Source organism: Evansella sp. AB-P1 (assembly GCF_029688925.1).
Taxonomy (GTDB): Bacteria; Bacillota; Bacilli; order Bacillales; family Salisediminibacteriaceae; genus Evansella.
This window is the reverse complement of record NZ_JARUKY010000002.1, coordinates 248,411-275,037: the sequence shown is the minus strand read 5'-3', so window position 1 is coordinate 275,037 and position 26,627 is coordinate 248,411. Positions and strand designations below refer to the sequence as shown.

Here is a 26,627-nt window from a genome sequence, read left to right as displayed (position 1 = left end):
TAAACTCACCTTTCTAAATCCCTCGGAGAAAAAGCACCTGGCAACAGCTCTTCAACTGTCCATTCTGCTACATCACCTTTTAAATTAGTTAAAATAATTTTTGCCGAATGAGGAAGCATCTCAGAGATCACTTGTCTACAGGCTCCACATGGAGACACTGGTCCTTCCGTATCAGCCACAATAGCCATCCCCTTAAAAGAACGAACCCCATCTGAAACAGCTTTAAAAATGGCTGTTCGTTCTGCACAATTACAAAGACCATACGAAGCATTCTCAATATTACAACCATGAAATATCTTCCCATTTTCCGCTAGAAGTGCTGCTCCAACAGGAAAGGAAGAATAAGGTACATATGCTTTTTCCATCGCCTTTTTTGCTTCTGAAATTAACACGTCTTTATTCATTATCTCACCTCTATAGGTTCCACTAAAATAACTCCAAAATTTTGGGAATAAAAATCATTGCGCCAACAACTACTGCTGTTATTGAAAAAACAAAAACAGCACCTGCAGCGGCATCTTTAATAATCTTTGCACGAATATCGTAGGTTTCTATAATTAAGTCAACACAATGTTCTAATGCTGTATTAATTAATTCCAATGCTAGTACACCACCAATTACAATCGCTAATATGGCTTGCTCTTTCATTGGTACATTTAGAATTTGTGCAAATATAAATATAACTATAGTAAGTAATGAATGAATCCGAAAATTTTGCTCATGCTTCCAGGTATGAATGATCCCACTAGAAGCATAAACAAAGCTTTTTTTTAATCGGCTCCACGATATAAAGGGATTTTTATTTTTTGATCCCATGCTTTTGAAGAATTTCCTCTTGTTTATTAAACATTTTTTTCTCTCGGTCCTCTGTATCATGGTCATAACCAATCAAGTGCAAGAAACCATGTACAGCTAGAAAACAAAGTTCTCGTTTCAAATCGTGTCCATATTCCTTTGCTTGGTCGACTGCTCGTGGAACCGAAATAATAACGTCGCCTAATAGTTCAGGAATACCCTCCGTAACAAAAGGTTCATCTTCATCCCCTTCGTTAAGTGCAAAAGACAAAACATCAGTAGGTTGATCTTTCATCCTATATTCTTTATTCAACTCTTGTATTCTTTCATCATCAACAAATGTAATAGATACTTCTACATTTCTGTTAATTCCTTCTACCGTTATTGCAGTACTCACGACATTACCTACAAGGTTCATCATCTCTTCAGATAATTCATTCGTTTCATCAATTAACCCTATTTGATTATTATTCATCCTTCTTTTCACCATCTTCTTCAGAAATTTCTTCAGGATACTCTATTCTAGTATGAAATGTCCCTTGTAATGTCTCACAGATTGATTTAGCAATATTATTTAGCTCTTTCAGTGTTAAATCACACTCATCAAATTGACCATCTTCTAATCGTTCATTGATGATTTTCTTAACAAGGGTTTCTATTTTAGCTGGCGTAGGCTTGTTCATTGAACGAACTGCTGCTTCTACACAATCAGCAATACCAACGATAGCAGATTCACGAGTTTGTGCTTTCGGTCCTGGATAACGGAACTCTTCCTCTGTTACTTCTTTATCCGATTCGTTTTTAGCTTTGTGATAAAAATATTTAAGAAGACTTGTACCATGATGCTGTTCTGCTATTCCAATAATTTCCTTAGGCATTTTATACTCTTTTAACATATCTGCTCCATCATAAGGATGCGCAATTATAATCGTTTTACTCAACTGTGGCGATATTTTATCATGTGGATTATCTATTTTCATTTGATTTTCAATAAAAAAATGTGGACGTTTCGTTTTTCCTAAATCATGATAATAGGAACCTACACGGGCCAACAGTCCATTAGCACCTACTGCCTCGCATGCTCCCTCTGCTAAGTTTGCTACAATAACACTATGATGATACGTACCGGGAGCTTCTAATAATATTTTTCTTAATAAAGGATGATTTGGATTGGACAATTCAATTAGCTTTGTTGGTGAAAGAACACCAAAACCAGCTTCAAAGAACGGTAACAGACCCAAGGTTAAAACAGCTGCTATAAAGCCAGATAAAGCAGCAAAGCCAACATTAAAGCTTATTTCCACCCAACCATATTGAACATTTTTCAGTAATATTAATGAAACAATTACAAGTACATTTAATGCACCTACAAAAATACCTGCTTGAAGAATTCGAATAACTCGGTGAGATTTACTTAAAAAGAATGCACCAGCAATTGAACTAAAAAAGACATAAATTCCGTGCGAATAGTCTAGTATCCCAGTTGTTTGAGCATTAAAAATTACACTAGCAATAATAGCAAAGATCATAGATGTAAAAAGTGCCACTCGGGAATTTAAAAGCATTGTAATAAGCATTGTTCCTGTAGCTACAGGTACAATATAGGTTAGTCCAACAACATCGATTATTTCACCGTAACTTATAATCTTCATAATAGTAAGAGTTAAAATATAAATAATGGCATACATTAGTAAATGAGAATTATTCGTTTGAATTGATGTTTTGGCATCACTTAAATAATAAGCAAGCATACCAATTAATAAAATAACTAATAAAGCTAAGCCAATATACGGATATAAATTAGAATGATCATCCAACAATCCCACTAAAGCTAATTGATTAGAAATTTCTGAAGTGATCAATTGTCCTTCTTCTACTAGTAATTGTCCTTCTCTAACCATAACCGGATCGATACTCTCTACTGCATCATGTCGTGCTTCTTCAGTTGCTTCATCATCTAGTAAATAATTTGCGGTTATACCAAAGCGCGCAATTTCAATCATAGAACGATTTAAACTAGAATCAAATGTCGTAATTAATACTTTTCGTTCTGCTTCATTTCTAGCTTCCTCAACGTCATCCATTTGAATTTCTTCACTCATGACATCGTGTACTGCATTCGTTGTAGTTTCCTGTGCTATTTCTATATTATCCCTTGATGATTCCAATAAAGTGATAATGGTTTCATCAGAAATTTGTTCAATGGTTTGTGGAGTTATTATATCTCGAACTCTCTCGAGCTGTTCTTCAATAGTTATTTCTTCCGGAATTTCTAAATTTAAAACAGTATTTTCTTCATTATTATTTTCATTGTTGTTTTCTTCCTCGTTTAGCTCAGATTCCTCTAATTGACGTTCAATTATTTCAATTTCAACTTCCCTATCTAACGCTTCACGTTGAACTTGTTTTATCGTATTAAAAATATCATTAATTCGTTCAATTTGATTTTGAGCATAGCGACTATTTTTTGAATAAACTGGTTCAATAGATTCATAAGCATTTTGCCTTAATCTTTCCGTTTCCGCCTTATTCTCAATCGTTATTGGAGATCGAATATCTTGTTCTGAAATAGTACCAGTGTCAATTTCAACTGTTTCTGGAATTACATTACTGACCATAATCCCATACGTAAATACACCAATTAGAACAAACAAAATAAAACGAATATACCGATGATCTTTAATATTTTGCCACCATTTTTGATGTTCAATTGAAGGTCGTTTCCCCATTAGTTTTCCACCTCATCAAGCTTACAGAAATCTTTTTTTTATTTTAATTTCTGATCATTCTCGTGGTATTCTTTTTCATATGCATCAATAATTCGTTTTACTAACGTATGTCTTACTACATCAGAAGACTCTAAATGTAAGAATGCAATTCCTTCTACTTTTTTCAAAATGTTTTGAGCTACATGGAGACCTGATACTTTTCCTCTTGGAAGATCAATTTGTGTAAGATCTCCAGTTACAACCATTTTTGACCCAAAACCAAGTCTTGTTAAAAACATTTTAATTTGTTCAGGAGTTGTATTCTGTGCTTCATCTAAAATAACAAAACAGTCATCTAACGTTCGTCCTCTCATATATGCAAGGGGCGCTACTTCAATGGTTCCTCTCTCCATTAAGCGTTCTGTATGTTCAACACCTAAAACATCATGAAGTGCATCATACAATGGTCTTAAATAAGGATCTACCTTCTCTTTTAAATCTCCAGGTAAAAACCCTAAACTCTCTCCAGCTTCTACAGCTGGACGTGTTAAAACAATTCGTTTTACATACCCTTCCTTAAGTGCATGGACAGCCATAACAACCGCTAAGTATGTTTTACCAGTTCCTGCAGGACCTATACCGAAAACAATATCTCTGTTTCGAATCGCTTTTACATAGTGTCTTTGGCCTAATGTTTTTGCTAAAATAGGTTTTCCTTTTGCAGTAACAGTAATTTTATCTTCAAATAAATCTGGAAGCTCATCTAACATATTTCTTTCAGCAAGTTGGGTAGCATACACTACATCCCGTTCTTGAACAGGAATTCCTTTACGAATAAGCTGAAGGAGTGTTGTTAAAATCTCTTCAATTTTTTTTACTTTTTCTTCTGAACCAATGAGAGAAACCTCTTCCCCTCTTGTTAAAATCGTCGTGTCAAAAGCTTCCTCTAAACGCTTTAAATGGCGATCATTCGGTCCAAAAAGAGCTTGTACTTCATTAGCATTTTGAATTGGAAGTTGCATTGTATATTTCAATTCTGTCAATCGTCTCAGTCTCCTTGAATAATGGGTTGTTTCATACCAATTTCATCCACTATACGAAAGTGAATGATTACTATAACTTTACCATCCTCCACCTTGGGGTGCAAAACTTTTTCTCCAGTGATTTCTGCATTTTTAGTAAATTGTTCTTTAAGCTTTTCTTTTCCTTCTTCCTTCGCTACTATTACTGCCTCATCTACAGCTGATTCCATCTCTATTACTTCTGCTTCCATGTAATCGGAATAACCGTAATGAAAAGGTAATTCATACCCAAATACTGTCCAATTTGATTCAAACACTTCCCTTTTAGTATGCTCAAAATTTGGAGGATTCCATCCCCAAATTGGTATACTCCAATTTCCAATATGAAGGTTATGTCTCCTATAGCTTTGACCAGTTACCGCATAAAGTGTTCTTTCTAGTGGCACACTGATTTCAGCCTCATACCACATTTCTCCAAAAATTGTTCCTTTAGCTGATACTTGTCGTTCATTTCCTTCTATGCCAATTAAGCCCGATACAAGCAAGTCCCCTTTTTCTACAACTTGATTTAGTTCCACCATCGGTAATCCTTCTTCAACAAATAAATCCTGTATAACCGCTTTATGCGCAGCTACAATATGTCCTGGTGCCTCAGCAGGCTCTCTTTCTGCAATGTCTTTTTCTACAACTTGAAAATGATAGGTTGTACCTTTTCTAGTCACACCAATCCATGTAGCATCAGTAATCACATCTGTTACAATGGATTGTATTTCCTCTGGGGGAGGTAAAAAGAATTGAAACGCACCTCTTTTAATTCCAATTTCAGATACAGCTTGTTCAAGTTTATTCTCCACAGTAGGAGAAGCACCTTCAATATCCACATTCCAGACCATGTTGGATAAAATAAATAATGATAGGAAAAAGGCTACACAACCAAATATTATTCCATTTCTTCTCCAAAACTTTTGTAAAACAAATGGATATCCTTTTTTATCAATGAATCTAATCTTGCAATCAGAATTCCTCGCTAGCTTCCTCAAATACGATACCTCGTCCAATAATACTGAACATATGAGAACATTCTTTCCTGCATAATGAATATTCCATATGTTCATCCCCTCATTAATACATTGATTAATAAAACTCTCAGGGTATGGTCCTGAGATCTTAATACGTACATACCCTGTCACTTTATGCAACCATTGGTTTTTCATTTTTATCCCCTACCCTATACCTTCTTATTTTATAAATCGAATGTCTTCTATAACTCCTTCAAGAAGCATTTCCTCTGGTAAAATATTTTTAATAACAAACTCATCACCAACAATTAATAATTCACCTTCCGTTAATCGAAGACGTAGCTCTTTTCTAGTAAAGCGGATAACTCCTTTATGATTTTCAATGTATATGTGAAAATTACCGATTAATGTAACTCTCGGTAAGTCCATCATGACATCTGGTGGTAAGTCCATTTGATCAGTAATCCATCTTTTCATTTTTTTTCTAAGCTGTTTCATGACGAACCCCCTTTCAACTCATATGTATGACAGATCTTCTATACCTATCACTGAAAAGTAGTTAAAATTTATAAGAAGACTACCTTGAAAATTAAGTAGTTCAGGAGTGAATGCGGTGACTCCAGCGACGAGCATATGCTTCACCAATAAACTTCGAGTTGTCTCGATGCCAATAACTACAGAGCAACACCTGTAGAGTCAGAGACAGGCTAATGTACTTTAGCAATGTATAGTGTGAATGTGGAGGCTGAGGCGTTGCAGAGCCAGGCCGGAGACATTACGTATAGAACGGATAAACTTCTTTTATGAGCATTTTCATCTCCACATGGTGTAAATTTTTGCTTGCATTGGCGATCTACCCTAAAAATATGTATTGGTTCAGGAGTGGAATGCGGTGGCTCCAGTTGGAAAAGCACAAACCTAAAATCCTCTATAGCTAATATGTTAGTTTTAGGAAGTTTAGGTCGTGTCCACAGTAAAGAAGACACTGTGAAGAAAGAATAGATGTCGTACTTATGCCTGTGGCGAAAGCTGTCACCTGTAACGGGTGAACCTCTTTGATGAGTATCTTCAACCCATATGGTGGAAGTTTTCACTGGCAAGGATGACCAACTCTCAAAAAGAACACCCGAGCAAAAACTGCCCGATTCTTATTCCAATTAATAATAGTTCAACAAATGTTTCACCACTTCTTCTTTTTGCTTTTGTAAGCTTATTGGCTCGCTTCTATGTGCCTGCAATCCCGCTTTTCTCCTTTTGCAGGCTTATTGGCTCGCTTCTATGTGCCTGCAATCTCCTTTTTCACGTTTGCAGGCTTATTGGCCACCTTCTATATGCCTGCAATCCTTCTTTTTCCATTTGCAGGCTTATTGGCCACCTTCTATATGCCTGCAAATCTCCTTTTTCCATTTGCAGGCTTATTGGCCACCTTCTATGTGCCTGCAATCATCATTTTCCCATTTGCAGGCTTATTGGCCACCTTCTATATGCCTGCATCATCATTTTCCCATTTGCAGGCTTATTGGCCACCTTCCATACACCTGCAATCTCCTTTTTCCCACTTGCAGGGTCATTGGAGGTCTTCTATCTTCCTGCACTATACTTCTTTACTGTTTTCTAGATCATATAAGAACAGAAAAGACGTCATCTCATCACAAAAATAAAAAAACAAGGATGAACGAATCATCCTTGTTCTAATTGAAACTATGAGTGTTTTCTTGCTTTTGGCTTTCCTAATACCTCTGACCAAATAATCCCCTTCACAGCTTCTTCTCGAGATATTTTACTAAAGCTTAAATCAATTTTAGAACTACTTTTCGTAATATCTCCTTTAATGATAGGAGAATCACTTAGATCAGCAGTACTCTCTAATACCTCTCTTTTACGCTGTTTCGCTTTTTCATATCGATCATTAAGCTCTTTGTTACCTTTATTCAATTCATGTTCAACATCAATAGAAGCCGTATACGTTTCCTGCCTTCTTGGTTGACTTGGAGGTCTTTTTGGTTCTTGCTTAGGTGGCTCCTGTTCCTGCTTAAAGATTTCTCGCCAGTCTATTTCTTCTTTTTTAGGTTTTTCTTGTGGACCTTTATTACCGGATTGTTGTTGATCCTCTTTCTTCTTCCCGAATCCTTGGAAAAAGCTCAATAGGGCAGCAATGAGAAAAAATAGAAGGAAAGGGTTTCCTAATAACGATTCAATTAAATTCATTCTAATCGTCCCCTTTCTATTAGTTAGGCTCTCTTAACATATATAGCCATTACTTAAGGAAGACTATCTTATTTTTTACGTCTATCTGTGTTTTCATCATTTCCGTCATCTGTCGCTTTACCAATAGATTCTCTCATATCGGTATCAGCCATTACATTTTTCATGTTCATGTAATCCATGACACCCATGTTTCCAGAACGGAACGCATCTGCCATTGCAAGAGGTACTTCTGCTTCTGCTTCCACAACCTTCGCACGCATTTCTTCAACTCTTGCTTTCATTTCTTGCTCTTGTGCTACGGCCATTGCACGGCGTTCTTCTGCTTTTGCTTGCGCAATCTTCTTATCTGCTTCAGCTTGGTCCGTTTGTAATCCTGCACCAATGTTTTTCCCGATATCGATATCTGCAATATCAATGGATAGAATCTCAAATGCAGTTCCTGAATCTAGCCCTTTTTTAAGCACAGTTTGGGAGATCATATCAGGATTTTCTAATACTTCCTTATGTGTCTTTGCTGAACCAATAGTGGATACGATACCTTCACCCACACGGGCAATAATTGTATCTTCTCCAGCACCCCCAACTAGTCGATCGATGTTAGCACGAACTGTAATACGTGCTTTCGCTTTTACCTCAATACCGTCCATCGCAACACCGGCAATAAATGGCGTTTCAATTACTTTAGGATTAACACTCATTTGCACAGCCTCTAAAACGTCACGACCAGCTAAGTCAATAGCTGCTGCACGTTCAAAGGTTAAATCAATGTTTGCACGCTGGGCAGCAATTAAAGCATTGATAACACGGTCCACATTTCCCCCAGCAAGGTAGTGACCCTCAAGTTTATTAATATTTATTTCTAGACCTGCCTTCACAGCTTTAATCAAAGGATTAACAACACGGTGAGGGATAACGCGACGTAACCTCATCCCTACCAATGTGAAAATACCGACTCTTACGCCAGCTGCCCATGCTGAAATCCAAAGTGCAACTGGTACAAATGTGAATAAAATTGCGAACGCAATAATAACCAAACCTATTATTATTATCAGCATTATTTCATTATTCAATTTAAATTCCTCCTTTTAATCATTTTTATTAGTCTTATTACTTACTTCTCTAACAACAATACGAGATCCTGCAGTTGCAACAACTTTTACTAGTTTTCCTTGTTCGATAAATCCACCTTCAGATACTACATCAAATCGTTCATCGTTTATAATTGCTGTTCCTGATGGTCTTAATACCGTTAAAGCTTCGCCAGTTTTCCCCAGAATTTCTTCTCTTGTCACATTAGAGACATATCCTTCTTCCGTTTTTGTTGCATCTTTTAAAATAACATTTTTTAACGGACCTCGGTAGCCTACGTACTTAAAGAATATAATGGACATAATGATTGTCAAAACTGTAGCTAATAATAAAGAAAACAAAATAGTAGTTGTCGAATAGGATGCAAGAACCATACTGCCGATAATGGACCCAATACCTATAATACCAAAAATTCCAAAGCCTGGCACAAAAACTTCTATAAGTAATAGAACAATTCCTACTCCAAACAAGATAAACGTTTCCATACCAGCAAAGCCGGCAACAAGGTGTCCAAAGAAAAACAGAACAAGTGCAGATAAGCCCATAATACCAGGAACTCCAAATCCTGGTGAGTATAATTCTAGGACGAGTCCCATACTACCAATAGATAGTAATATCGGTATGACAATTGGACTTGTTACAAAACGAGCAATTTGTTCAGCAAAACTTATTTCCATATCCCGTTCTTCTGCATTTTCAAGTCCTAAATATTGGAGAAGCTCAGCTCGGTCCTGTACAACTGCTTCTGCATAACCAACCTCCAGTGCTTCACTAGATGTTAAAGTTAATAGCTCACCTGCTGGTGCATTATAATCTGGCAAATCAATAGATGGATCTGCCATAGCTAAAGCGTATACTGGATCACGATCGTTATGCTCTGCAGCATTCCTCATGCTTGCAAGCCATGCAGAATGAGCTTTATCATCAGCTGCTGTACCAGATCCATCAATGACTTGTGCTGCCCCCATCTCTGTACCTGGTTTCATTACGATATTGTCAGCATAAAGAGATATATATGCTCCTGCAGACATTGCCTGTCTAACAATAAATGCAGTGGTAGGTATTGGTGAATCCCCAATTAATGAAGCTATTTCACCTGCTGCATCTACGAGTCCACCGGGAGTATTAATTTCAAAAACAATGTGATCTGCCCCTTCTTCAATGGCTGTATCAACTGATCGTTCTAAAAAAGCTAACAAACCTCGTTCTACAGCCTGTTCAACTGGGATATAATAGACTAGTCTCCCTTCCCCACCTCCGTCTGCTTGTGTAGGTAGTAAAGATAACACTAAGCTAAAAAGAAGTAAAAAGGAAAAGAACCCAACTCTTAAGCGTTTCATTATAAACTTTCCTCCTTTCTAGGGAATGAACCTTACTTGTAAATACGAAAGGGCTTAAATAAAGTTTCAATAAATATTTTCAGAACGATTTTACAGCATCCCATATATAAGTATGTTTTACTCGTCCCACCTATATATTATACTAATAAAGCTCAAAATTTAAAACGATGAAGTAAGAATACAATTAATTTCTAGTTACTATTAATGCTTACTTCGTTATGTATATAAAAAACGCCTTGCTTTTGCAAGGCGTTCATATTACGTTAGCAATTTTTGAACAAGTTGATTAATTTTTTTACCATCTGCTCTTCCCTTAACCTTTGGCATGATGGCTCCCATCACTTTCCCCATGTCTGCTTTTGAGGTTGCACCAACTTCGCTAATTGTTTCTTTAACGATTTGTTCCAACTCTTCGTCAGAAAGCTGTGATGGCATATAAACTTCTACTAATTCAATCTCAACCTTCGTTTTTTCCACTAGGTCTTCACGATTGGCTTGTTCATATCCTTGGAGGGATTCTTTAAGTTTTTTCATTTCACGACTTAGAACAGTTAAGCTTTCATCATCTGATAATTCTCTCCCTAAGTCAATTGCTTCATTTTGTAAAGCTGACTTTAGTGAACGGATAACAGTTAGACGTTGCTTCTCCTTTTTCTTCATCGCATCCTTCATATCTTGATTTAATTGATCAAGAAGATTCAAGGAACTACACCCTCTCCTTAGAACTTACGCTTACGAGCTGCTTCAGACTTTTTCTTACGCTTAATACTCGGTTTTTCATAATGCTTGCGCTTCCGAACTTCTGCCAACGTGCCCTCTTTTGACATGGTTCTCTTGAAGCGACGAAGAGCAGCATCTATGGATTCATTTTTACGTACACGTGTTTCTGCCATTCTATATCCCTCCCTCCAAAAAACCAATCGAAGACACACTTATTTGCATGTCTTTGTTGATTATAAACGAATGACGTCTATCGGTCAACTTTTATCTCATAAAAGAGTATAAATTTATGTATATATAATTGCTTGTCATCCTCGTCCTATTTCTCCCATACATATAAAAAGAGAGGAGGAGACATTCATGAACCACATTTTATCTATGTTCGCAATCTATATTGCATTATTTTTATTTGGAATGACCGTCATGCGTCAAGGGCTTCTCCATATCCAAGGAGAACGTATGAAGAAATGGCTACATAATACTATCAATCATCCTCTTAAAGGTTTTGGAGTCGGGATAATTGTAACAGCAATTCTACAAAGCAGCTCAGCAGTAATGATTATTACAATAGGGTTGGTTTCAGCAGGCTTTATATATTTTCGTCATTCTATTGGAATTATCTTAGGAGCAAATATAGGAACTGTGGTAACATTAGAGATTTTAGCATTCGACTTAACATGGCTAATATTCCCATTTTTAATACTGGGAGTACCCTTATTATTCACAAAAAAACAAGTTTTATTTTGCATAGGATGCTTCTTTTTCGGATTTAGTTGTATCCTTATTGCAATGCATGGTTTTGAAACATTAGCATATCCACTTTCATCTTTAACTATCGTTTATGAGTGGTTACTATCAACGAATGAGTATAACATTGTTGCTCTTTCAGCAGGTGTAATATTAAGTGCAATCATCCAATCTAGTTCAGCTGTCACTGCCATTGCAATGAGTTTTATGAATGAAAATTTATTAATCTTAACCTCCTCTATCCTCATCATGCTTGGTGCTAATCTAGGTACTTGCGTAACTGCATGGCTTGCTAGTCTTGGAGGAAGTAAAGAAGCAAAGCTTACGGCCTATACTCATATTTGGGTGAATTTAATTGGAATAGTACTCTTTCTACCATTTATCAGTTTGTTCTCTGCGGTAATAGAAGGATTAGCAATTTCTCCTTCTCAACAACTTGCACATGCTGCACTAGCCTTTAATGTCATAAGTTCTACTATTTTTCTTCCTTTTATAAACCATTTCGCAGTCTTTGTTCAGTGGATCCATAAAACATCTATAGACTAAAAACCAGGTAGTTAATTCACCTGGTTTTTTCAATAAAAATTATTTTTAATAGTCTCCTTCGCCTTTAACCCCTTGAACGATGGCAATACCAGAACTAGCCCCAATACGAGTTGCTCCTGCTTTTATCATTGCATCTGCAGTCTCACGATCACGGACACCGCCCGAAGCTTTGACTCCTATATTTGGTCCTACTGTTTTTCTCATTAGTTTAATATCTTCTACTGTTGCTCCTCCACCGGAAAAACCAGTAGATGTTTTTACAAAATCAGCTCCTGCTTTTACTGAAAGTTCGCAGGCTCTTATTTTTTCTTCATCTGATAATAAAGAGGTTTCAATAATAACTTTTGTTAATGCTTTCCCTTTTGCTGCATTAACAACTGCTTCAATATCCCTTAAAACAAGATCATTTTCCCCATCTTTAAGTGCCCCTATATTTATTACCATGTCCACTTCTGTTGCACCATTTTCGATTGCATTTTTCGTTTCAAATGTTTTTACCTCAGGAGTTGATGCCCCCAATGGAAATCCTATAACAGTACATACTTTTACATCAGGTGACTCCTTTAAAATTTCATATGCTGTATTTACCCATGCAGGGTTAATACATACGGATGCAAAGCTGTACTCCTTTGCTTCATTCGCTAAAATAATTACTTGTTCCTTTGTAGTATCAGGCTTTAATAACGTATGGTCAATCATTCGAGCTAATTCTGAAGTCATTTTTCTCATCCTCTCAAACTTACCATCAGACTGGGAGTTTAATAATTATTATTTTTTCAAAATTTTCTTAACCATTTGCTGCTTGCTTTACTTCATTTTTTACAACTCTAACAATGCTTCCAAAATTATATGGATAACCAGCCTTGTCTATTTTAACCTTTACAATTTCCCCAATCAAACTTTCATTTGCAGGAACTTTAACTTTTAAATAGTTATCCGAATAGCCAATGAAATAATCTTTTTCTATATTATCCTTATCAGCTTCTTCAGGTATTACTTCTAAAACTTCACCTTCGTACCTAGATGCATATTCTTTTGCTAATTGATTAGATAATGATATTAATTTATGGACACGTGTATTTTTAACATCGTCATCCACTTGGTCTTCCATTCTAGCTGCAGGTGTTCCTGTACGCTTTGAATATGGAAAAACATGAAGTTCTGAAAATCCGACTTTTCGTATAAACTCATACGTTTCTTCAAATTCATCCTCTGTTTCACCAGGAAAGCCAACGATAACATCAGAAGTTACAGCTAAACCAGGTAGTGCTATCTTTAATTTTTCAATTCTTTCAAAGAAGAACTCTGTGGAATACTTTCTTCTCATTCTTTTTAACACACTGTTAGAGCCAGATTGCAATGGAACATGTAAATGATTCACAATTTTCTCAGACTGATCAATTACGCGAATTACTTCATCGGTAATTTGACTAGCTTCAATGGATGAAATTCGAATACGTTTTAGCCCTTCTACCTTTTCAAGATCTAATAATAAATGGGACAGACTATAATCCTTCATGTCCTCCCCATAACCACCTGTATGAATACCTGTTAATACAATTTCTTTATATCCTGCTTCTACAAGCTGCTCCGCTTGCTTAATTACATCCTCCGGCTTTCTAGAACGCATTAATCCACGTGCCCAAGGAATAATACAGAACGTACAAAAATTGTTACAGCCTTCTTGTATTTTTAATGATGCCCGTGTACGATCTGTGAATTGAGGTACATCTAGTTCTTCATATACACGTGCCTTCATTATATTTCCTACCCCATTGATTGGCTCCCGTTCTTTTTGAAACTGTTCAATGTATGGTAGTAATTTATGACGATCTTGAGTACCAACAACGATATCTACACCAGGAATCGCCATAACCTCTGCAGGAGATGTTTGTGCATAACATCCCGTAACACAAACAACAGCATCTGGATTTTTTCGTATAGCACGACGGATAATTTGACGACTTTTTTTGTCCCCAGTATTTGTAACTGTACAAGTATTTATAACATAAACATCGGAACTATTTTCATATTCCGTTTTTTCATAACCCGCTTTTTGAAACAGCTGCCAAATGGCTTCTGTTTCATAATGATTTACTTTACATCCTAATGTATGGAAAGCAACCGTTGGCATATTCATCACCCCATTAATTCAAAATGATAGGAAATGGCTGCTAAGCCATATAATGGAGCTGTCTCACTTCTAAGAATCCGTGGTCCTAATCCACAAATAATAGCTCCATGCTCTTCCATTAACTTTATTTCCCGATCAGAAAAACCACCCTCTGGTCCAACAATAAATAAGAGAGTATTTCCAACGTTCATCTTATTTAAAACGGAAAATAATTGGCTTTTCTCATCCACTTTAGAAGCTTCTTCATAAGCTACGATCACTTGATCATAACGACTAAACTCTTTTAGAAAAAGTGTAAGGGAATGTACATTAGAAACCGTAGGTAAAAATTGACGATGGGATTGCTCTGCAGCTTCAAGAGCAATTTTATTCCAACGATCTAATTTCCTTACTGATTTTCGTTCATCCCATTTTACAATAGAACGTTCTGCTTCAAATGGTATAAATTGTGAAGCACCAAGCTCTGTTCCTTTTTGAATAACCCACTCAAATTTATCACCCTTAGGCAAACCATGGGCAATCGTAACATGAATAGGTAACTCCACATTTTTCAATTCTTCTTTAACTAGTTTCCCTTTTACTGATTCATCTGTAATATCTTCAAGCTCACAAACATAACACGTACCTTCTTCAGTACAACAAATAATTTGATCACCATTTTTCATTCTCATCACACGGCGAATATGCTTAGATGCATCACCAGTAATCGTTACATGATCTTTATTAAAATATTCCTTTTGAATAAAATAACGTTGCATCTTTGTCACCTATTCTGGTTTCTCTGCTATTATAGCTAACCAATCTTCCATTACAATCGTCTCTATAATAGTAAATCCACTATTCTCTAGTGCATTTTTCACTTCTTCTTTTTTACCTTTTATTATCCCGGAAGTAATAAGCTTACCTCTAGCTTGTAACAATGAGAATGCATCATCCGTCATTTGAACAATAACTTCAGCTAAGATATTTGCAACGATTAAATTAGGAGTATAATCTATCGTTTTTAATAAATTATTTTGCTTAATTGTTACAAACTCCTGTGTTTTATTTAGCTTTACATTAATTTTAGCTGAATTTACTGCCACTTCATCTAAATCCAATGCTAGTATATGAGATGCACCTAGCTTTGCAGCAGCAATAGTTAGTACGCCAGAACCTGTTCCTACATCAATGACAGCATCTCCAGTAGTAAGATATCTTTCTAGTGCTTGAATACATAATACTGTTGTAGGATGAGTTCCTGTACCAAAAGCCATCCCGGGATCTAACTCAATGATTAATTCATCATCGTGTACTTTTTCATAGTCTTCCCATGTAGGTGTTATCGTTATTAAATTGGAAACTTTCACAGGCTTATAATATTTTTTCCAAGCTGTGGCCCACTCCTCTTCGTTAACTTCACTCACGGAGACTGTATTATGCCCTAAATCAATATCAAATGAAAGGAGTTGGTTAATGGACTCTTTAATTGCATCTACTGCCTCACCTAAAAAGCTATTCATAGGTAGATAAGCTTTTACAAGTACACCTTCCTCTGGGTAATCATCTTGAGATAATTGATATATCTCTCCAAAATTAGTATCCCAAACTTTTACTAAGTCATGAGGGTCTTCTATTACAACACCTGATGCACCTGCTTCATGCAAAATGTTACTTACTGGTTCAACCGCTTCTTGCGTCGTATGAATACATATTTCCGACCATTTCACACAGACCAACTCCCTTTCGATCAGATCATTCCTGTCACCAAGCTGATTTATTCTCCAAAGCTTTTAAATGTCCGTTTTACCTTTGCAAAAAAATTATCATTTTGTTCGTCCGGTGCCTCATTCCCACTAATTTCAGCAAATTCCCTGAGTAAGTCTTTTTGCTTCTGAGAAAGCTTTTTCGGCGTTACAACCCTTACTTGTATATGCTGATCTCCTTGCCCCATACCTCTAACATTTGGTACACCTTTACCACGTAATCGGAAATGAGTGCCTGTCTGTGTGCCAGCAGGTATTTTCAATTTAACCTTACCATTTAACGTTGGTACTTCAATTTCATCCCCTAATGCCGATTGTACAAAGGTAATAGGCATTTCACAGTAGATGTCATCTCCATCACGTTGAAAGAACTCGTGTGAATTAACGGAGAACACCACATATAGATCCCCTGAAGGACCTCCATTTACACCAGGTTCACCTTGACCAGAAACTCTAATTTGTTGTCCGGTGTCTACACCAGCTGGTATTTTAATGTGTATTTTCTTTCGTTTCTTTACCTTACCTTCTCCGCCACAAGTTCTACATTTATTCTTGATTTCCTTACCAGTTCCTTGACAGTGATTACATACTCGTCGGTTTACAACCCGACCAAATGGTGTATTTTGTTCAATATTTAATTGACCAGAACCTCCACAATGCTTACATGTTTCAGGTGTCGTACCTGGCTTTGCTCCTGATCCATTGCAAGTATCACATGTTTCTTCACGTGGAATTTCAATATCCGTTTCTTTCCCAAAGACTGCTTCTTTAAAATCTAATGTCATTGTATATTGTAGATCTGCACCTTGCCTTGGGGCATTCGGATCACGTCTTCCACCACCACCAAAGAACATATCAAATATATCACTAAAGCCACCGAAGTCACCGTTACCAGCACCACCACCAAAACCACCGAATTGGTTAGGATCTGTATGGCCAAATTGGTCATAATGTGCACGCTTCTGTGAATCACTTAAGGTATCGTAAGCTTCTTTTACTTCTTTAAATTTTGTTTCAGCATTTGCTTCTTTATTGACATCTGGATGGTATTGACGCGCTAACTTTCGATAAGCTTTTTTTATTTCTGCTTCTGATGCACCTTTTTCCACACCTAGTACATCATAAAAATCTCTCTTGCTCATTATATCCACTCCCGATTTTAATCCATAACGAATATGTTAACATCCTCGTGTTAAACAGGCAAGGTTAAGAATAAGGTAATAGCTTTTATATTCTACTATTTCTTAGAGGATAATAAGGTATTTCCCCTCTCCTTAATCATTCCTCATATCCTTTTTTTCCTGTTTAATGATAAAAGTCAAAGCCAAGGGCAACCTGACTTTGACTTATCAATGAGAAAATTTTTAAATATTACTTTTTCTCGTCATCATTTACTTCTTCGTATTCTGCATCTACAACGTCGTCATTTCCCTGTGCACCGTCCTGTGCGCCACCTTGCCCTTCTTGTTGTGCTTGGGCTTGTTGTGCTGCTTGCTCATAAAGCTTTGTTGATAACTGTTGTACAACTTCTTGCAATTCGTCCTTTGCAGTTCTAATTGCTTCAATATCTTGACCTTCTAAGGCAGTTTTCACTTTATCTTTTGCTGTTTCTGCTTTTTCTTTATCAGCAGCATCTACATTTTCTCCAAGATCTTTTAACGTTTTTTCCGTAGTGAAAACTAACTGATCAGCTTCATTACGAAGATCTATTTCTTCACGACGCTTTTTGTCTGCCTCTGCATTTTCTTCTGCGTCTTTTACCATTTTTTCAATTTCTTCTTCAGATAATCCTGATGAAGAAGTAATCGTGATTGATTGCTCTTTATTCGTACCTAAGTCTTTAGCACGGACATTAACGATACCATTCGCATCAATATCAAAGGACACTTCAATTTGAGGTACTCCACGTGGTGCTGGTGGAATGTCCGTTAACTGGAATCGCCCTAATGTTTTATTATCAGCTGCCATCTCCCGTTCCCCTTGTAAAACATGGATGTCAACAGAAGGTTGGTTATCAGCAGCAGTTGAGAATACCTGTGACTTACTCGTAGGAATCGTTGTATTTCGATCAATTAACTTCGTCATTACACCACCCATTGTTTCAATACCTAAGGAAAGTGGAGTAACGTCAAGTAATACTACATCCTTTACATCACCAGTAAGAACACCAGCTTGAATTGCAGCTCCAAGTGCTACTACTTCATCTGGATTTACACCTTTATGAGGATCTTTTCCAGTTAATTTTTTAATTGCTTCTTGTACTGCAGGAATTCTTGTTGAACCCCCAACAAGGACAATTTTATTAATTTCACTAGCTGAAAGACCAGCATCTTGCATAGCACGACGAGTAGGTCCCATTGTTCTTTCAACTAAGTCAGAAGATAACTCTTCAAATTTAGCTCGGGAAAGATTTAGCTCTAAATGTTTAGGGCCTGATGCGTCAGCCGTAATAAACGGTAGTGAAATTTGTGTTTGAGAAACTCCTGATAAATCTTTTTTGGCTTTTTCAGCAGCATCCTTTAAGCGTTGTAATGCCATTTTATCTTGTGATAAGTCAATACCATTGTCTTTTTTAAACTCAGCCACTAAGTAATCAATAATAACTTCGTCAAAATCATCCCCACCAAGCTTATTGTCACCTGAAGTTGCTTTTACTTCGAAGAAGCCATCACCTAGTTCTAGAATCGATACGTCAAACGTACCACCACCAAGGTCATAAACTAAAATAGTTTGATCTTCTTCTTTTTCAAGACCGTATGCTAAAGCAGCTGCTGTAGGTTCATTAACAATTCTTTCTACTTCAAGTCCAGCAATTTTCCCTGCATCTTTTGTTGCCTGACGTTGTGAATCGTTAAAATAAGCTGGTACTGTAATAACTGCTTTTGTAACCTTTTCGCCTAAATAGCTTTCCGCGTCTTCTTTTAACTTTTGTAGGATAATAGCAGAGATTTCTTGTGGAGTGTATTCTTTCCCTTCCGCTTCTACCTTGTAGTCCGTGCCCATATGACGTTTAATAGACACAATTGTATTAGGGTTAGTAATCATTTGACGCTTAGCTACTTCCCCTACTTGTCGTTCTCCGTCTTTAAATGAAACAACTGAAGGTGTTGTTCTAGCCCCTTCTGCGTTTGAAATAACTGTAGCTTCTCCACCTTCCATAACTGCTACACAAGAGTTTGTTGTTCCTAAGTCTATTCCAATAACTTTACTCATTTTAAAATGCCTCCATTCTTTTCCTTTATGTAATTTAGGAATTTACTTTAACCATAGCTGGTCTAATAACACGATCTTTTAGTTTATAGCCCTTTTGAAGCTCTTCCACCACAACATTTTTATCATATTCATCCGTCTCTACCTGCATAACAGCTTGATGAATATGAGGATCAAACGAGTGACCAACTGTCTCAATCGTTTCAATACCCTCTTTGCTCAATGCTTCCTTTATTTGACGATAAACCATTTCGACACCTTGTAATAGATTCTTTGTTTCATCTGATTCTGCGTCTATCATAAGTGCCCTTTCAAAATTATCAATGGCAGGCAACAACTCCTCAACAAGGCGTTGTGATCTATATTTAGCATCCGCTTCCTTTTCTAATCTTGTACGGCGGCGGAGATTTTCATAGTCAGCTTGAGTACGTAGAAGTCGATTGGTAGTCTCTTCTAGCTTTTGCTCTAATTCCTGTTGTGGGGATATTTCATCCTCAACGTTTGAAGCTTCCTCATCAGTTTGAGTATTTGTTTCCTCAACAACTTCCTGATTTTCTTCTATTACTTCTTCATTTATCTCTTCATTGGTTGTTGTATTGTTGTTTTTTTCCATCACTTTCACCTCCTCAAAAACGGAAACGTAGAAAAAATCAGTAAGGAAAGACTCTCTCCCACCGATACTAGAATAATCTTTGATAGTATAATTAGAGAAAGAGTTTTCCATTCACAAATAAGCAGAATAAAGTGTATTATAAATTTTGTCAATGAAAATGTATTATTTCATAGTAGTTATTTCTGATAACGGGCTGATAACAGCTTAGACAAATCCTTTGAAAGGTAATCCAAAATCCCAATAACTCGTGGATATTCCATTCGCGTAGGCCCTAATATACCAACTGTCCCCATGTGTTTTCCATCTACAGAATAAGTGGCTGTAATAACAGAACAGTCATCAAAAGGCTCAAATCGGTTTTCTTGTCCTATTTTTATCGTTATCCCCTTATAATCGGATCGAAATAATTTTGAAACTAAGGCATCCTCTTCAAGAATATTAAACAATCGTTTTACCCTTTCCACATCATGGAATTCTGGTTGTGCTAGTATATTGGTTTTCCCACCAAAAAACACTTTTTCACTTTGCTGTGAAAGAAATGTTTGGTTTAAAAGAGTTATCATTGAATCGTAGTGATCAATATATTTTTCAAGTACTTTCCCAATCTCTGTTGATAGCTTATGGCGCAAATGGATAAGTGGAACGCCTTTTAGCTTTTCATTTAAAATATTAACAACCTTTTCAAGCTCATTTATATTTATACCTTCTGGAAGTGGTACTGTTTGATTTTCAACATGACCCATATCAGTAACAATGATGGCTACCGCAGATTCATGAGAAATCGGTATTATTTGAATTTGCTTTAATGTTGATTCAAATACTTCTGGTCCTAAGACAATAGAAGTATAACTTGTTAAACTGGAAAGAATTTTAGCCGATTGCTGAATAACCTGTTCCATTTCACTAAATCGATCCCGAAAAACGGATTGTATTCCATGAATTTCATTTTTCGTTAGTTTTTTCGGAGAGAGTAGATGATCAACATAATATCGATATCCCTTTTGAGATGGGATCCGACCAGCTGAGCTGTGTGGTTTTTCTAAAAAACCTAACTCTTCTAAATCAGACATTTCATTTCTAATCGTAGCTGGGCTAAATTCAATATCCTCTCTCTTAGATACACTACGTGATCCTACAGGTTCAGCATGAGTAATATAGTCATCAATTATTGCATTTAGTATGAGCAACTGACGTTCTGTCAACATATGCATCCCCTCCTGTTAGCACTCTCTATTGTCGAGTGCTAAATCTATATAATAACTTACCAAATTAGGAATGTTGTTGTCAATCAAGACAATTAATGAAAACACTTCCAAATAAGAAGTCACATCAAAAACTTTTCAAAAACCTCATTCCCTAAAAATAATCCTTTATTTGATAACCGTATGGAAGTACCGTCATTAATTAATAAACCCTTTTCCGTTAATGGAGGTATGATATTTTTGAATGTATCTTCTATCTCCATCCCATATTTTTCCCGAAATGTCTTAAATGAAACACCAGAAATCTTTCTTAAACCCATAAACATTTCTTCTTCCATCTTCTCTTTAAACGTTACTTCATGCTCTTCTATATAAGGAAATCCTAATGACTGAACAGCCTTCATATACTTAGGAAGTGGGCCATAATTTGCTCGCCGAACACCATTAATATAACTATGGGATCCTGCACCAATTCCAAAATAGCTTTCATTATTCCAGTATGTTAAATTATGTTTACTTTCAAAACCTCTTTTCGCAAAGTTACTTATTTCATATTGTTGTAAGTTAGCCTTTTCAAGCTGTTCCCTCAACACATGGTACATATCAGCTTCTAGATCCTCAGAGGGTAGAGAAAGTTTCCCTTTTTTCATGAGTTGATAAAAAACTGTTTTTGCTTCAATTTTTAAGGAATAAGCACTAACATGTTCAATTTGCATATCCATGGTTCTTTCGAGAGTTTCTCTAAATTGATCCATCGTTTGATTAGGTAATCCGAACATTAGATCTAATGAAATATTGCTAAATCCATTATTTCTAGCTAACTTTATTGTATTTGATACATCCTCAGGGTTATGATCACGTCCAATGGTTTTTAGAAGTTCTTGATCAAATGTCTGAACACCGATGCTAAGGCGGTTTACTCCCATTTCCTTCATCATCTCTAGCTTTTTATTATCTGCACTTCCTGGATTCACTTCAACTGTCCATTCATAGTCATCTCTAATAGGAAAGTGTGTCCTAATAGCACGTAGGAGCTTTGATAAATGTTCTGTTGATAAAGAAGTAGGCGTTCCTCCTCCAACATAAATTGATGTTACTTCAGAAGTGGGAAATCGTTCTATCGTATTAGCCATTTCTTTTTCACAAAGGTCAAGGTATTCTTCGATTGGCTGATTTTTTATATAAAATTTATTAAAATCACAATAGTGACAAATTTGCTCACAAAATGGCACATGTATATATACTGCTCTTGTATTCAATTGGTTTCACCTCCAAGAGAAAGTTTGTAAATCTTTTAAAAGGAAAACTACGGATAAATATCCGTAGTTTTATTTGCCATACACGTTTAATTATTTCCTTCGTCCATACTAAGAACTGACATAAATGCTTCTTGTGGAACTTCAACACTACCTACACTTTTCATTCGCTTCTTTCCTTCTTTTTGCTTTTCAAGAAGCTTACGCTTTCGAGAAATATCTCCACCGTAACATTTTGCTAAAACATTTTTTCGCATAGCTTTAATTGTAGAACGAGCAATTATCTTTTGACCAATACTCGCTTGTACTGGAACTTCAAATTGTTGGCGCGGAATGAGTTCCTTTAGTTTTTCTACAATGGCTTTACCACGTTGGAAAGCACTGTCTCGATGAACAATTACAGATAAGGCATCAATTTGTTCAGCATTTAATAATATATCCATCTTAACAAGTCGACTTTCCTTATATCCAATTAGTTCATAATCAAAGGAAGCATAACCTTTTGTAGTGGATTTCAATGTATCAAAGAAATCAAATACGATTTCAGATAATGGGATTTCATATGTTATGGTTACACGGTTTTCATCCATGTACTGCATATCAATATAATCTCCACGTTTTTTCTGACATAGCTCCATCACGGCACCGACAAAATCATTTGGTACCATTACTTGTGCTTTAACATAAGGTTCTTCAACATGTTCTATTTTTTGTTGATCAGGCATTTTGGATGGGTTATCAATCGTAAGAATGTCACCATCCGTTAAATGAACGCTATATATTACACTTGGGGCTGTTGTGATTAAATCAATGTTAAATTCACGTTCAATTCTTTCTTGGATAATTTCCATATGAAGTAACCCAAGAAATCCACAACGGAAACCAAAGCCTAATGCTTGAGAAGTTTCTGCTTCGTATTGTAGTGATGCATCGTTTAACTCTAACTTTTCTAATGCTTCCCTTAAATCATTGTAATCATTTGTATCTACTGGATATAATCCACAAAACACCATTGGATTTAATTTACGATACCCTGGAAGTGGTTCCGTTGTAGGATTCTTAGCACTAGTCACCGTATCCCCTACTCTTGTATCACCTACATTTTTGATGGAGGCAATCATAAATCCTACGTCTCCAACCGTTAGCTCTTCACGAATATCTGGCTTGGGAGTAAATACCCCTAATTCCTGAACTTCAAATTCCTTTCCAGTAGCCATCATCCTTACCTTTTCACCAGGCTTTACCGTTCCTTCAACGATCCTTATATAAACGATAACGCCTCTGTATGGATCATATAGAGAGTCGAAAATCATAGCCTTTAATGGTGCTGACGGATCACCTGATGGTGGTGGTACTTTATCCACAACAGCTTCTAAAATCCCTTCAATACCAATACCATTTTTCGCAGACGCTAACACACAATCCTCTTGTGGTAATCCAATAACGTCCTCTACTTCTTGTTTAACTCTTTCAGGTTCAGCACTAGGTAAATCAATTTTATTTATAACTGGAATTATCTCTAAATCATTATCCAAAGCGAGATAAACATTTGCTAGAGTTTGTGCTTCAATCCCTTGTGCAGCATCAACAATTAACAATGCCCCTTCACAGGCTGCAAGGCTTCTAGATACTTCATATGTGAAGTCAACATGACCTGGGGTATCAATTAAATGGAATATATATTCCTCCCCATCCTCTGCTTTATATTTTAATTGAACTGCATTTAATTTGATTGTAATACCTCGTTCACGTTCTAAGTCCATAGCATCAAGAATTTGATCCTTCATTTCTCGTTGTGTTAAAGCACTTGTTTTTTCTAAAATACGGTCTGCTAATGTTGACTTTCCGTGATCTATATGGGCAATGATTGAGAAATTACGAATCTTTTCTCTTCTTTTTATACGATCTTCAGGCTTCATAGCGCTATCACTCCTACTATTCTCAAGAAACTCACCTATTTTCAATCTAAAAGATTAAAATGGAGGCTAAAAAAAAATTAAATTGTATTATCCGAGAAATACACTAACAATTATTATAGCAATAAGTTTGCTACATCATCAAATATTCTTTTGAAACTTTTTTCAACTTTATCATTACATGGCAATACAACAGAAAAGCTTGGCATTAAGCCAAGCTTTTCTGGGATTAATTTTAACATTTAATTAAGGGCAAATATGGAGAAAAACCCTTTAAATAAACTTTCAAATGCATCTGCTGTTCTAATACCCGTTTGAGAGAATAAGTTTTGCCCATCTTCAGCCGAATACATTTGTTTATCAAGTAAGTCTCTTTTCAAATCAGGTTCTTCTATCAATTCTTCGCGTATTTTTTCATCACCATGGTTATAAATAACAAGACCCTCTCCATCTTCCATTTCTATAATATTCTCTTCTTGTTTGATTAACCCACTATATGGTGACGATTGGTCAATATTTTCTTGTTTACTATCTAGCTCATCCTCCGTTCGTTGTAGTACCCGATTACTACTTTCATCGTTCAGCGAAAAATGATTAGAATAAATAATCCCTAAAATAAACCCAAACATAAGTATGAAAGCTAAGATAAAGCCTCTACTCAAAATATGTCCCATTATCCTTCATCCTCCGTAGCCTTTAATTCAAAATAGTATTCACTAAATATTTCTGCAAATACCTCAACGGAACGATACACTTCTTCCAAAGAATTATCGACACCACCAAATTCAACGAGAATAGAGTTTGGAGACATATCTTGGTTATACACTCCATTAACATTTCCCCCAGCCTTCACAGGATCAAATACACCTCTACTTAAACCAGGATAATCTTCTTCAATTCGGCTATGCAACTCTTTCTTTACCTGTTCATTCTGCTCATAATTAGGATTATTACTCCCTACAACAAACAGTATTTTTGCATACATTTCTCCATTTATTTCTACTGTTGTCGTTTCTCTTCGTTGTGCATCCCGATGAAGATCAAAGTAAAACTCAAAACCTCCATGCTCCTCAATATCCGATTCAAGAACCTGTCTAGACATTCTATAAGAGTCAACAAATTGCCAGCCCCTGTCATTTAGCTTTGAACTAATATCTGACGTATCCACGATAGAGCCTATTCCGTATTTTGCAAGCTCCATCCCTAACCTTTCTCCTGCTAAAGTTATATTTACTGAACCATGATTGGCTAAACTAGCATTTGAATCATCATCTATGTTCAACTCAGGAAAAAAGGATTCACGATTGTGAGAGTGCATTATATGAACGACATTATCTAATTCCTCCTGATTAGCCATTTCCTCTCTTAGCTTGTCCATTTCTTCTAACCGTTCCTCAGCTGCCTCTCTCTCTGCTAATAATACTTCCATTGGTGGAGCAGACTCGATTGGCATTTGTGTATAATCTACCCCTTCTCCTGCCACGATTATTCTACCATCAAACAGAGCAAATCCAGGCAGTTCCCTCCCTAGTAAGCTTCGATGATCCTGAGGATTTATGCTTGTTGCTAACTGAAAGGCAGTTGCAGTTATAGAAGGCGGCGATGCATCTTCAGGAAGAGATTGAGTAAAGTACTGATTCTCCATCCCCATCATATAAACGAACATTTCGTTTGATAAATTTCTACTAGCCTCATTGATGGAGGCAGAGGACAAGGAATAGCTAGGTCCAAAAGCCGTTAACAACGCTATTAAAAAAAATAGCCCAATCACTCCAAATACAGTGGAAAAAACGCCACTTTTTATGCTTGTCCTATTCCATTGGTTGATTCTCCTTTTGTTTCGAATACGGTGTTTCTTCATTTTTTATTTCATCCTTCCTAACTATAGGCAAAGTATATATATATCGTCATTCTCTCTTTGACCATATGTATGCTAGAAAAGGACAAGCTAGAACGAGATGATTAGAATTTTTGATAATAGAAAAGCGAAAGGCGCCCCAAATACACCATTGTCCACGTCCTGTGGGCAACGGCTAATTCATCGTCGTCCTGACTCCTAGACATCGTTAGAAAAATATTTATAAATTCTCTCTCAATAAATAAAAAAAGAATCGACCTACAAAGTCGATTCTTTTTCATGTCTTTGGGGTTCCCTAAGAATAAAAAACCTTCACGAGTGAAGTGCGGTGACTCCATAGGGGAATGTAACAGGTGAAGACTCCACACTTCAGTACATCAGTACGAAGTGTGGAGTCTAGCGTTGCCCGTAGTGAAGAAGACACTGTGAAGCATAAACAGATGTTGCTTATACCTGTGAAGCAAAGCGACCGCTTGAAACGTATGAAGCCCCATGAAAA

The 26,627-nt window shown here is 36.4% G+C and carries 26 protein-coding genes; 2 read left to right on the top strand and 24 right to left on the bottom strand.

The window, feature by feature from the left end; translation table 11 throughout:
• Positions 1-5: 5 nt before the first annotated feature.
• The 7 genes from QA612_RS03545 to yqfC are packed head-to-tail and all read right to left on the bottom strand — an operon-like array spanning position 6 to position 6,042.
• Positions 6-404, bottom strand: coding sequence for a cytidine deaminase (locus tag QA612_RS03545; RefSeq protein ID WP_278282375.1), 399 nt, complete (start codon positions 402-404; stop codon positions 6-8).
• 22 nt (positions 405-426) lie between these two features.
• Positions 427-816, bottom strand: coding sequence for a diacylglycerol kinase family protein (locus QA612_RS03540; RefSeq protein ID WP_278282374.1), 390 nt, complete (start codon positions 814-816; stop codon positions 427-429).
• The gene (gene ybeY / locus QA612_RS03535) at positions 800-1,270 is read right to left on the bottom strand and encodes an rRNA maturation RNase YbeY (protein WP_278282373.1); all 471 of its coding nucleotides are present in this window, start codon (positions 1,268-1,270) and stop codon (positions 800-802) included. Before ybeY ends, QA612_RS03540 begins: the two co-directional genes overlap by 17 nt.
• Complete coding sequence (locus QA612_RS03530; RefSeq protein WP_278282372.1) at positions 1,263-3,524, bottom strand: HD family phosphohydrolase; 2,262 nt, start codon at positions 3,522-3,524, stop codon at positions 1,263-1,265. Before QA612_RS03530 ends, ybeY begins: the two co-directional genes overlap by 8 nt.
• A gap of 38 nt (positions 3,525-3,562) precedes the next feature.
• On the bottom strand, positions 3,563-4,546 hold the full coding sequence (locus QA612_RS03525) for a PhoH family protein (RefSeq protein WP_278282371.1): 984 nt from the start codon (positions 4,544-4,546) through the stop codon (positions 3,563-3,565).
• 5 nt (positions 4,547-4,551) lie between these two features.
• Positions 4,552-5,739: a sporulation protein YqfD gene (yqfD, locus tag QA612_RS03520; RefSeq protein WP_278282370.1), complete on the bottom strand. Its 1,188-nt coding sequence runs from the start codon at positions 5,737-5,739 to the stop codon at positions 4,552-4,554.
• A gap of 24 nt (positions 5,740-5,763) precedes the next feature.
• Positions 5,764-6,042: a sporulation protein YqfC gene (yqfC, locus tag QA612_RS03515; RefSeq protein ID WP_278282369.1), complete on the bottom strand. Its 279-nt coding sequence runs from the start codon at positions 6,040-6,042 to the stop codon at positions 5,764-5,766.
• A gap of 604 nt (positions 6,043-6,646) precedes the next feature.
• Here yqfC and QA612_RS03510 point away from each other — a divergent pair.
• Complete coding sequence (locus tag QA612_RS03510; protein ID WP_278282368.1) at positions 6,647-7,162, top strand: hypothetical protein; 516 nt, start codon at positions 6,647-6,649, stop codon at positions 7,160-7,162.
• 83 nt (positions 7,163-7,245) lie between these two features.
• On the opposite strand, the gene QA612_RS03505 is transcribed toward QA612_RS03510, so the two are convergent.
• The 5 genes from QA612_RS03505 to rpsU form a co-directional block, all read right to left on the bottom strand.
• Positions 7,246-7,752, bottom strand: a complete 507-nt coding sequence (locus tag QA612_RS03505; RefSeq protein WP_278282367.1) for a hypothetical protein — start codon at positions 7,750-7,752, stop codon at positions 7,246-7,248.
• A 68-nt stretch (positions 7,753-7,820) separates the two neighbouring features.
• Complete coding sequence (floA, locus tag QA612_RS03500; RefSeq protein ID WP_278282407.1) at positions 7,821-8,807, bottom strand: flotillin-like protein FloA; 987 nt, start codon at positions 8,805-8,807, stop codon at positions 7,821-7,823.
• 30 nt (positions 8,808-8,837) lie between these two features.
• A complete protein-coding gene (locus QA612_RS03495) occupies positions 8,838-10,181 on the bottom strand; it encodes an NfeD family protein (protein WP_278282366.1) in 1,344 nt (447 codons plus the stop codon).
• A gap of 258 nt (positions 10,182-10,439) precedes the next feature.
• The gene (locus tag QA612_RS03490; RefSeq protein ID WP_278282365.1) at positions 10,440-10,883 is read right to left on the bottom strand and encodes a GatB/YqeY domain-containing protein; all 444 of its coding nucleotides are present in this window, start codon (positions 10,881-10,883) and stop codon (positions 10,440-10,442) included.
• A 17-nt stretch (positions 10,884-10,900) separates the two neighbouring features.
• Complete coding sequence (gene rpsU, locus QA612_RS03485) at positions 10,901-11,074, bottom strand: 30S ribosomal protein S21 (RefSeq protein WP_013488195.1); 174 nt, start codon at positions 11,072-11,074, stop codon at positions 10,901-10,903.
• 187 nt (positions 11,075-11,261) lie between these two features.
• Between rpsU and QA612_RS03480 the strand changes: the two genes are divergently transcribed.
• Positions 11,262-12,194, top strand: a complete 933-nt coding sequence (locus tag QA612_RS03480) for a Na/Pi symporter (protein WP_278282364.1) — start codon at positions 11,262-11,264, stop codon at positions 12,192-12,194.
• A gap of 45 nt (positions 12,195-12,239) precedes the next feature.
• On the opposite strand, the gene deoC is transcribed toward QA612_RS03480, so the two are convergent.
• The 12 genes from deoC to spoIIP all read right to left on the bottom strand — a co-directional run bounded on the left by deoC (position 12,240) and on the right by spoIIP (position 26,131).
• Positions 12,240-12,914, bottom strand: coding sequence for a deoxyribose-phosphate aldolase (deoC, locus tag QA612_RS03475; protein ID WP_278282363.1), 675 nt, complete (start codon positions 12,912-12,914; stop codon positions 12,240-12,242).
• A gap of 67 nt (positions 12,915-12,981) precedes the next feature.
• On the bottom strand, positions 12,982-14,328 hold the full coding sequence (gene mtaB / locus QA612_RS03470; RefSeq protein ID WP_278282362.1) for a tRNA (N(6)-L-threonylcarbamoyladenosine(37)-C(2))-methylthiotransferase MtaB: 1,347 nt from the start codon (positions 14,326-14,328) through the stop codon (positions 12,982-12,984).
• A gap of 5 nt (positions 14,329-14,333) precedes the next feature.
• The gene (locus QA612_RS03465) at positions 14,334-15,086 is read right to left on the bottom strand and encodes a 16S rRNA (uracil(1498)-N(3))-methyltransferase (protein ID WP_278282361.1); all 753 of its coding nucleotides are present in this window, start codon (positions 15,084-15,086) and stop codon (positions 14,334-14,336) included.
• A gap of 9 nt (positions 15,087-15,095) precedes the next feature.
• Positions 15,096-16,037 carry a 50S ribosomal protein L11 methyltransferase gene (gene prmA, locus QA612_RS03460; RefSeq protein ID WP_278282360.1) on the bottom strand — a complete coding sequence of 314 codons (942 nt, stop codon included), beginning with the start codon at positions 16,035-16,037 and terminating at the stop codon, positions 15,096-15,098.
• 47 nt (positions 16,038-16,084) lie between these two features.
• The gene (dnaJ, locus tag QA612_RS03455; RefSeq protein WP_278282359.1) at positions 16,085-17,215 is read right to left on the bottom strand and encodes a molecular chaperone DnaJ; all 1,131 of its coding nucleotides are present in this window, start codon (positions 17,213-17,215) and stop codon (positions 16,085-16,087) included.
• A 229-nt stretch (positions 17,216-17,444) separates the two neighbouring features.
• Positions 17,445-19,286, bottom strand: a complete 1,842-nt coding sequence (dnaK, locus tag QA612_RS03450) for a molecular chaperone DnaK (protein WP_278282358.1) — start codon at positions 19,284-19,286, stop codon at positions 17,445-17,447.
• Between the two features lie 34 nt (positions 19,287-19,320).
• A complete protein-coding gene (gene grpE, locus QA612_RS03445) occupies positions 19,321-19,896 on the bottom strand; it encodes a nucleotide exchange factor GrpE (RefSeq protein ID WP_278282357.1) in 576 nt (191 codons plus the stop codon).
• Positions 19,897-20,072: 176 nt separating this feature from the next.
• Complete coding sequence (hrcA, locus tag QA612_RS03440; protein WP_278282356.1) at positions 20,073-21,101, bottom strand: heat-inducible transcriptional repressor HrcA; 1,029 nt, start codon at positions 21,099-21,101, stop codon at positions 20,073-20,075.
• 119 nt (positions 21,102-21,220) lie between these two features.
• The gene (hemW, locus tag QA612_RS03435) at positions 21,221-22,357 is read right to left on the bottom strand and encodes a radical SAM family heme chaperone HemW (protein WP_278282355.1); all 1,137 of its coding nucleotides are present in this window, start codon (positions 22,355-22,357) and stop codon (positions 21,221-21,223) included.
• 86 nt (positions 22,358-22,443) lie between these two features.
• Positions 22,444-24,273: a translation elongation factor 4 gene (gene lepA, locus QA612_RS03430; RefSeq protein WP_278282354.1), complete on the bottom strand. Its 1,830-nt coding sequence runs from the start codon at positions 24,271-24,273 to the stop codon at positions 22,444-22,446.
• Between the two features lie 239 nt (positions 24,274-24,512).
• On the bottom strand, positions 24,513-24,944 hold the full coding sequence (locus QA612_RS03425; RefSeq protein ID WP_278282353.1) for a hypothetical protein: 432 nt from the start codon (positions 24,942-24,944) through the stop codon (positions 24,513-24,515).
• Entirely contained in the window at positions 24,944-26,131 is a 1,188-nt protein-coding gene (spoIIP, locus tag QA612_RS03420) for a stage II sporulation protein P (RefSeq protein WP_278282352.1), read from the bottom strand. Before spoIIP ends, QA612_RS03425 begins: the two co-directional genes overlap by 1 nt.
• Between the last annotated feature and the right edge of the window lie 496 nt (positions 26,132-26,627).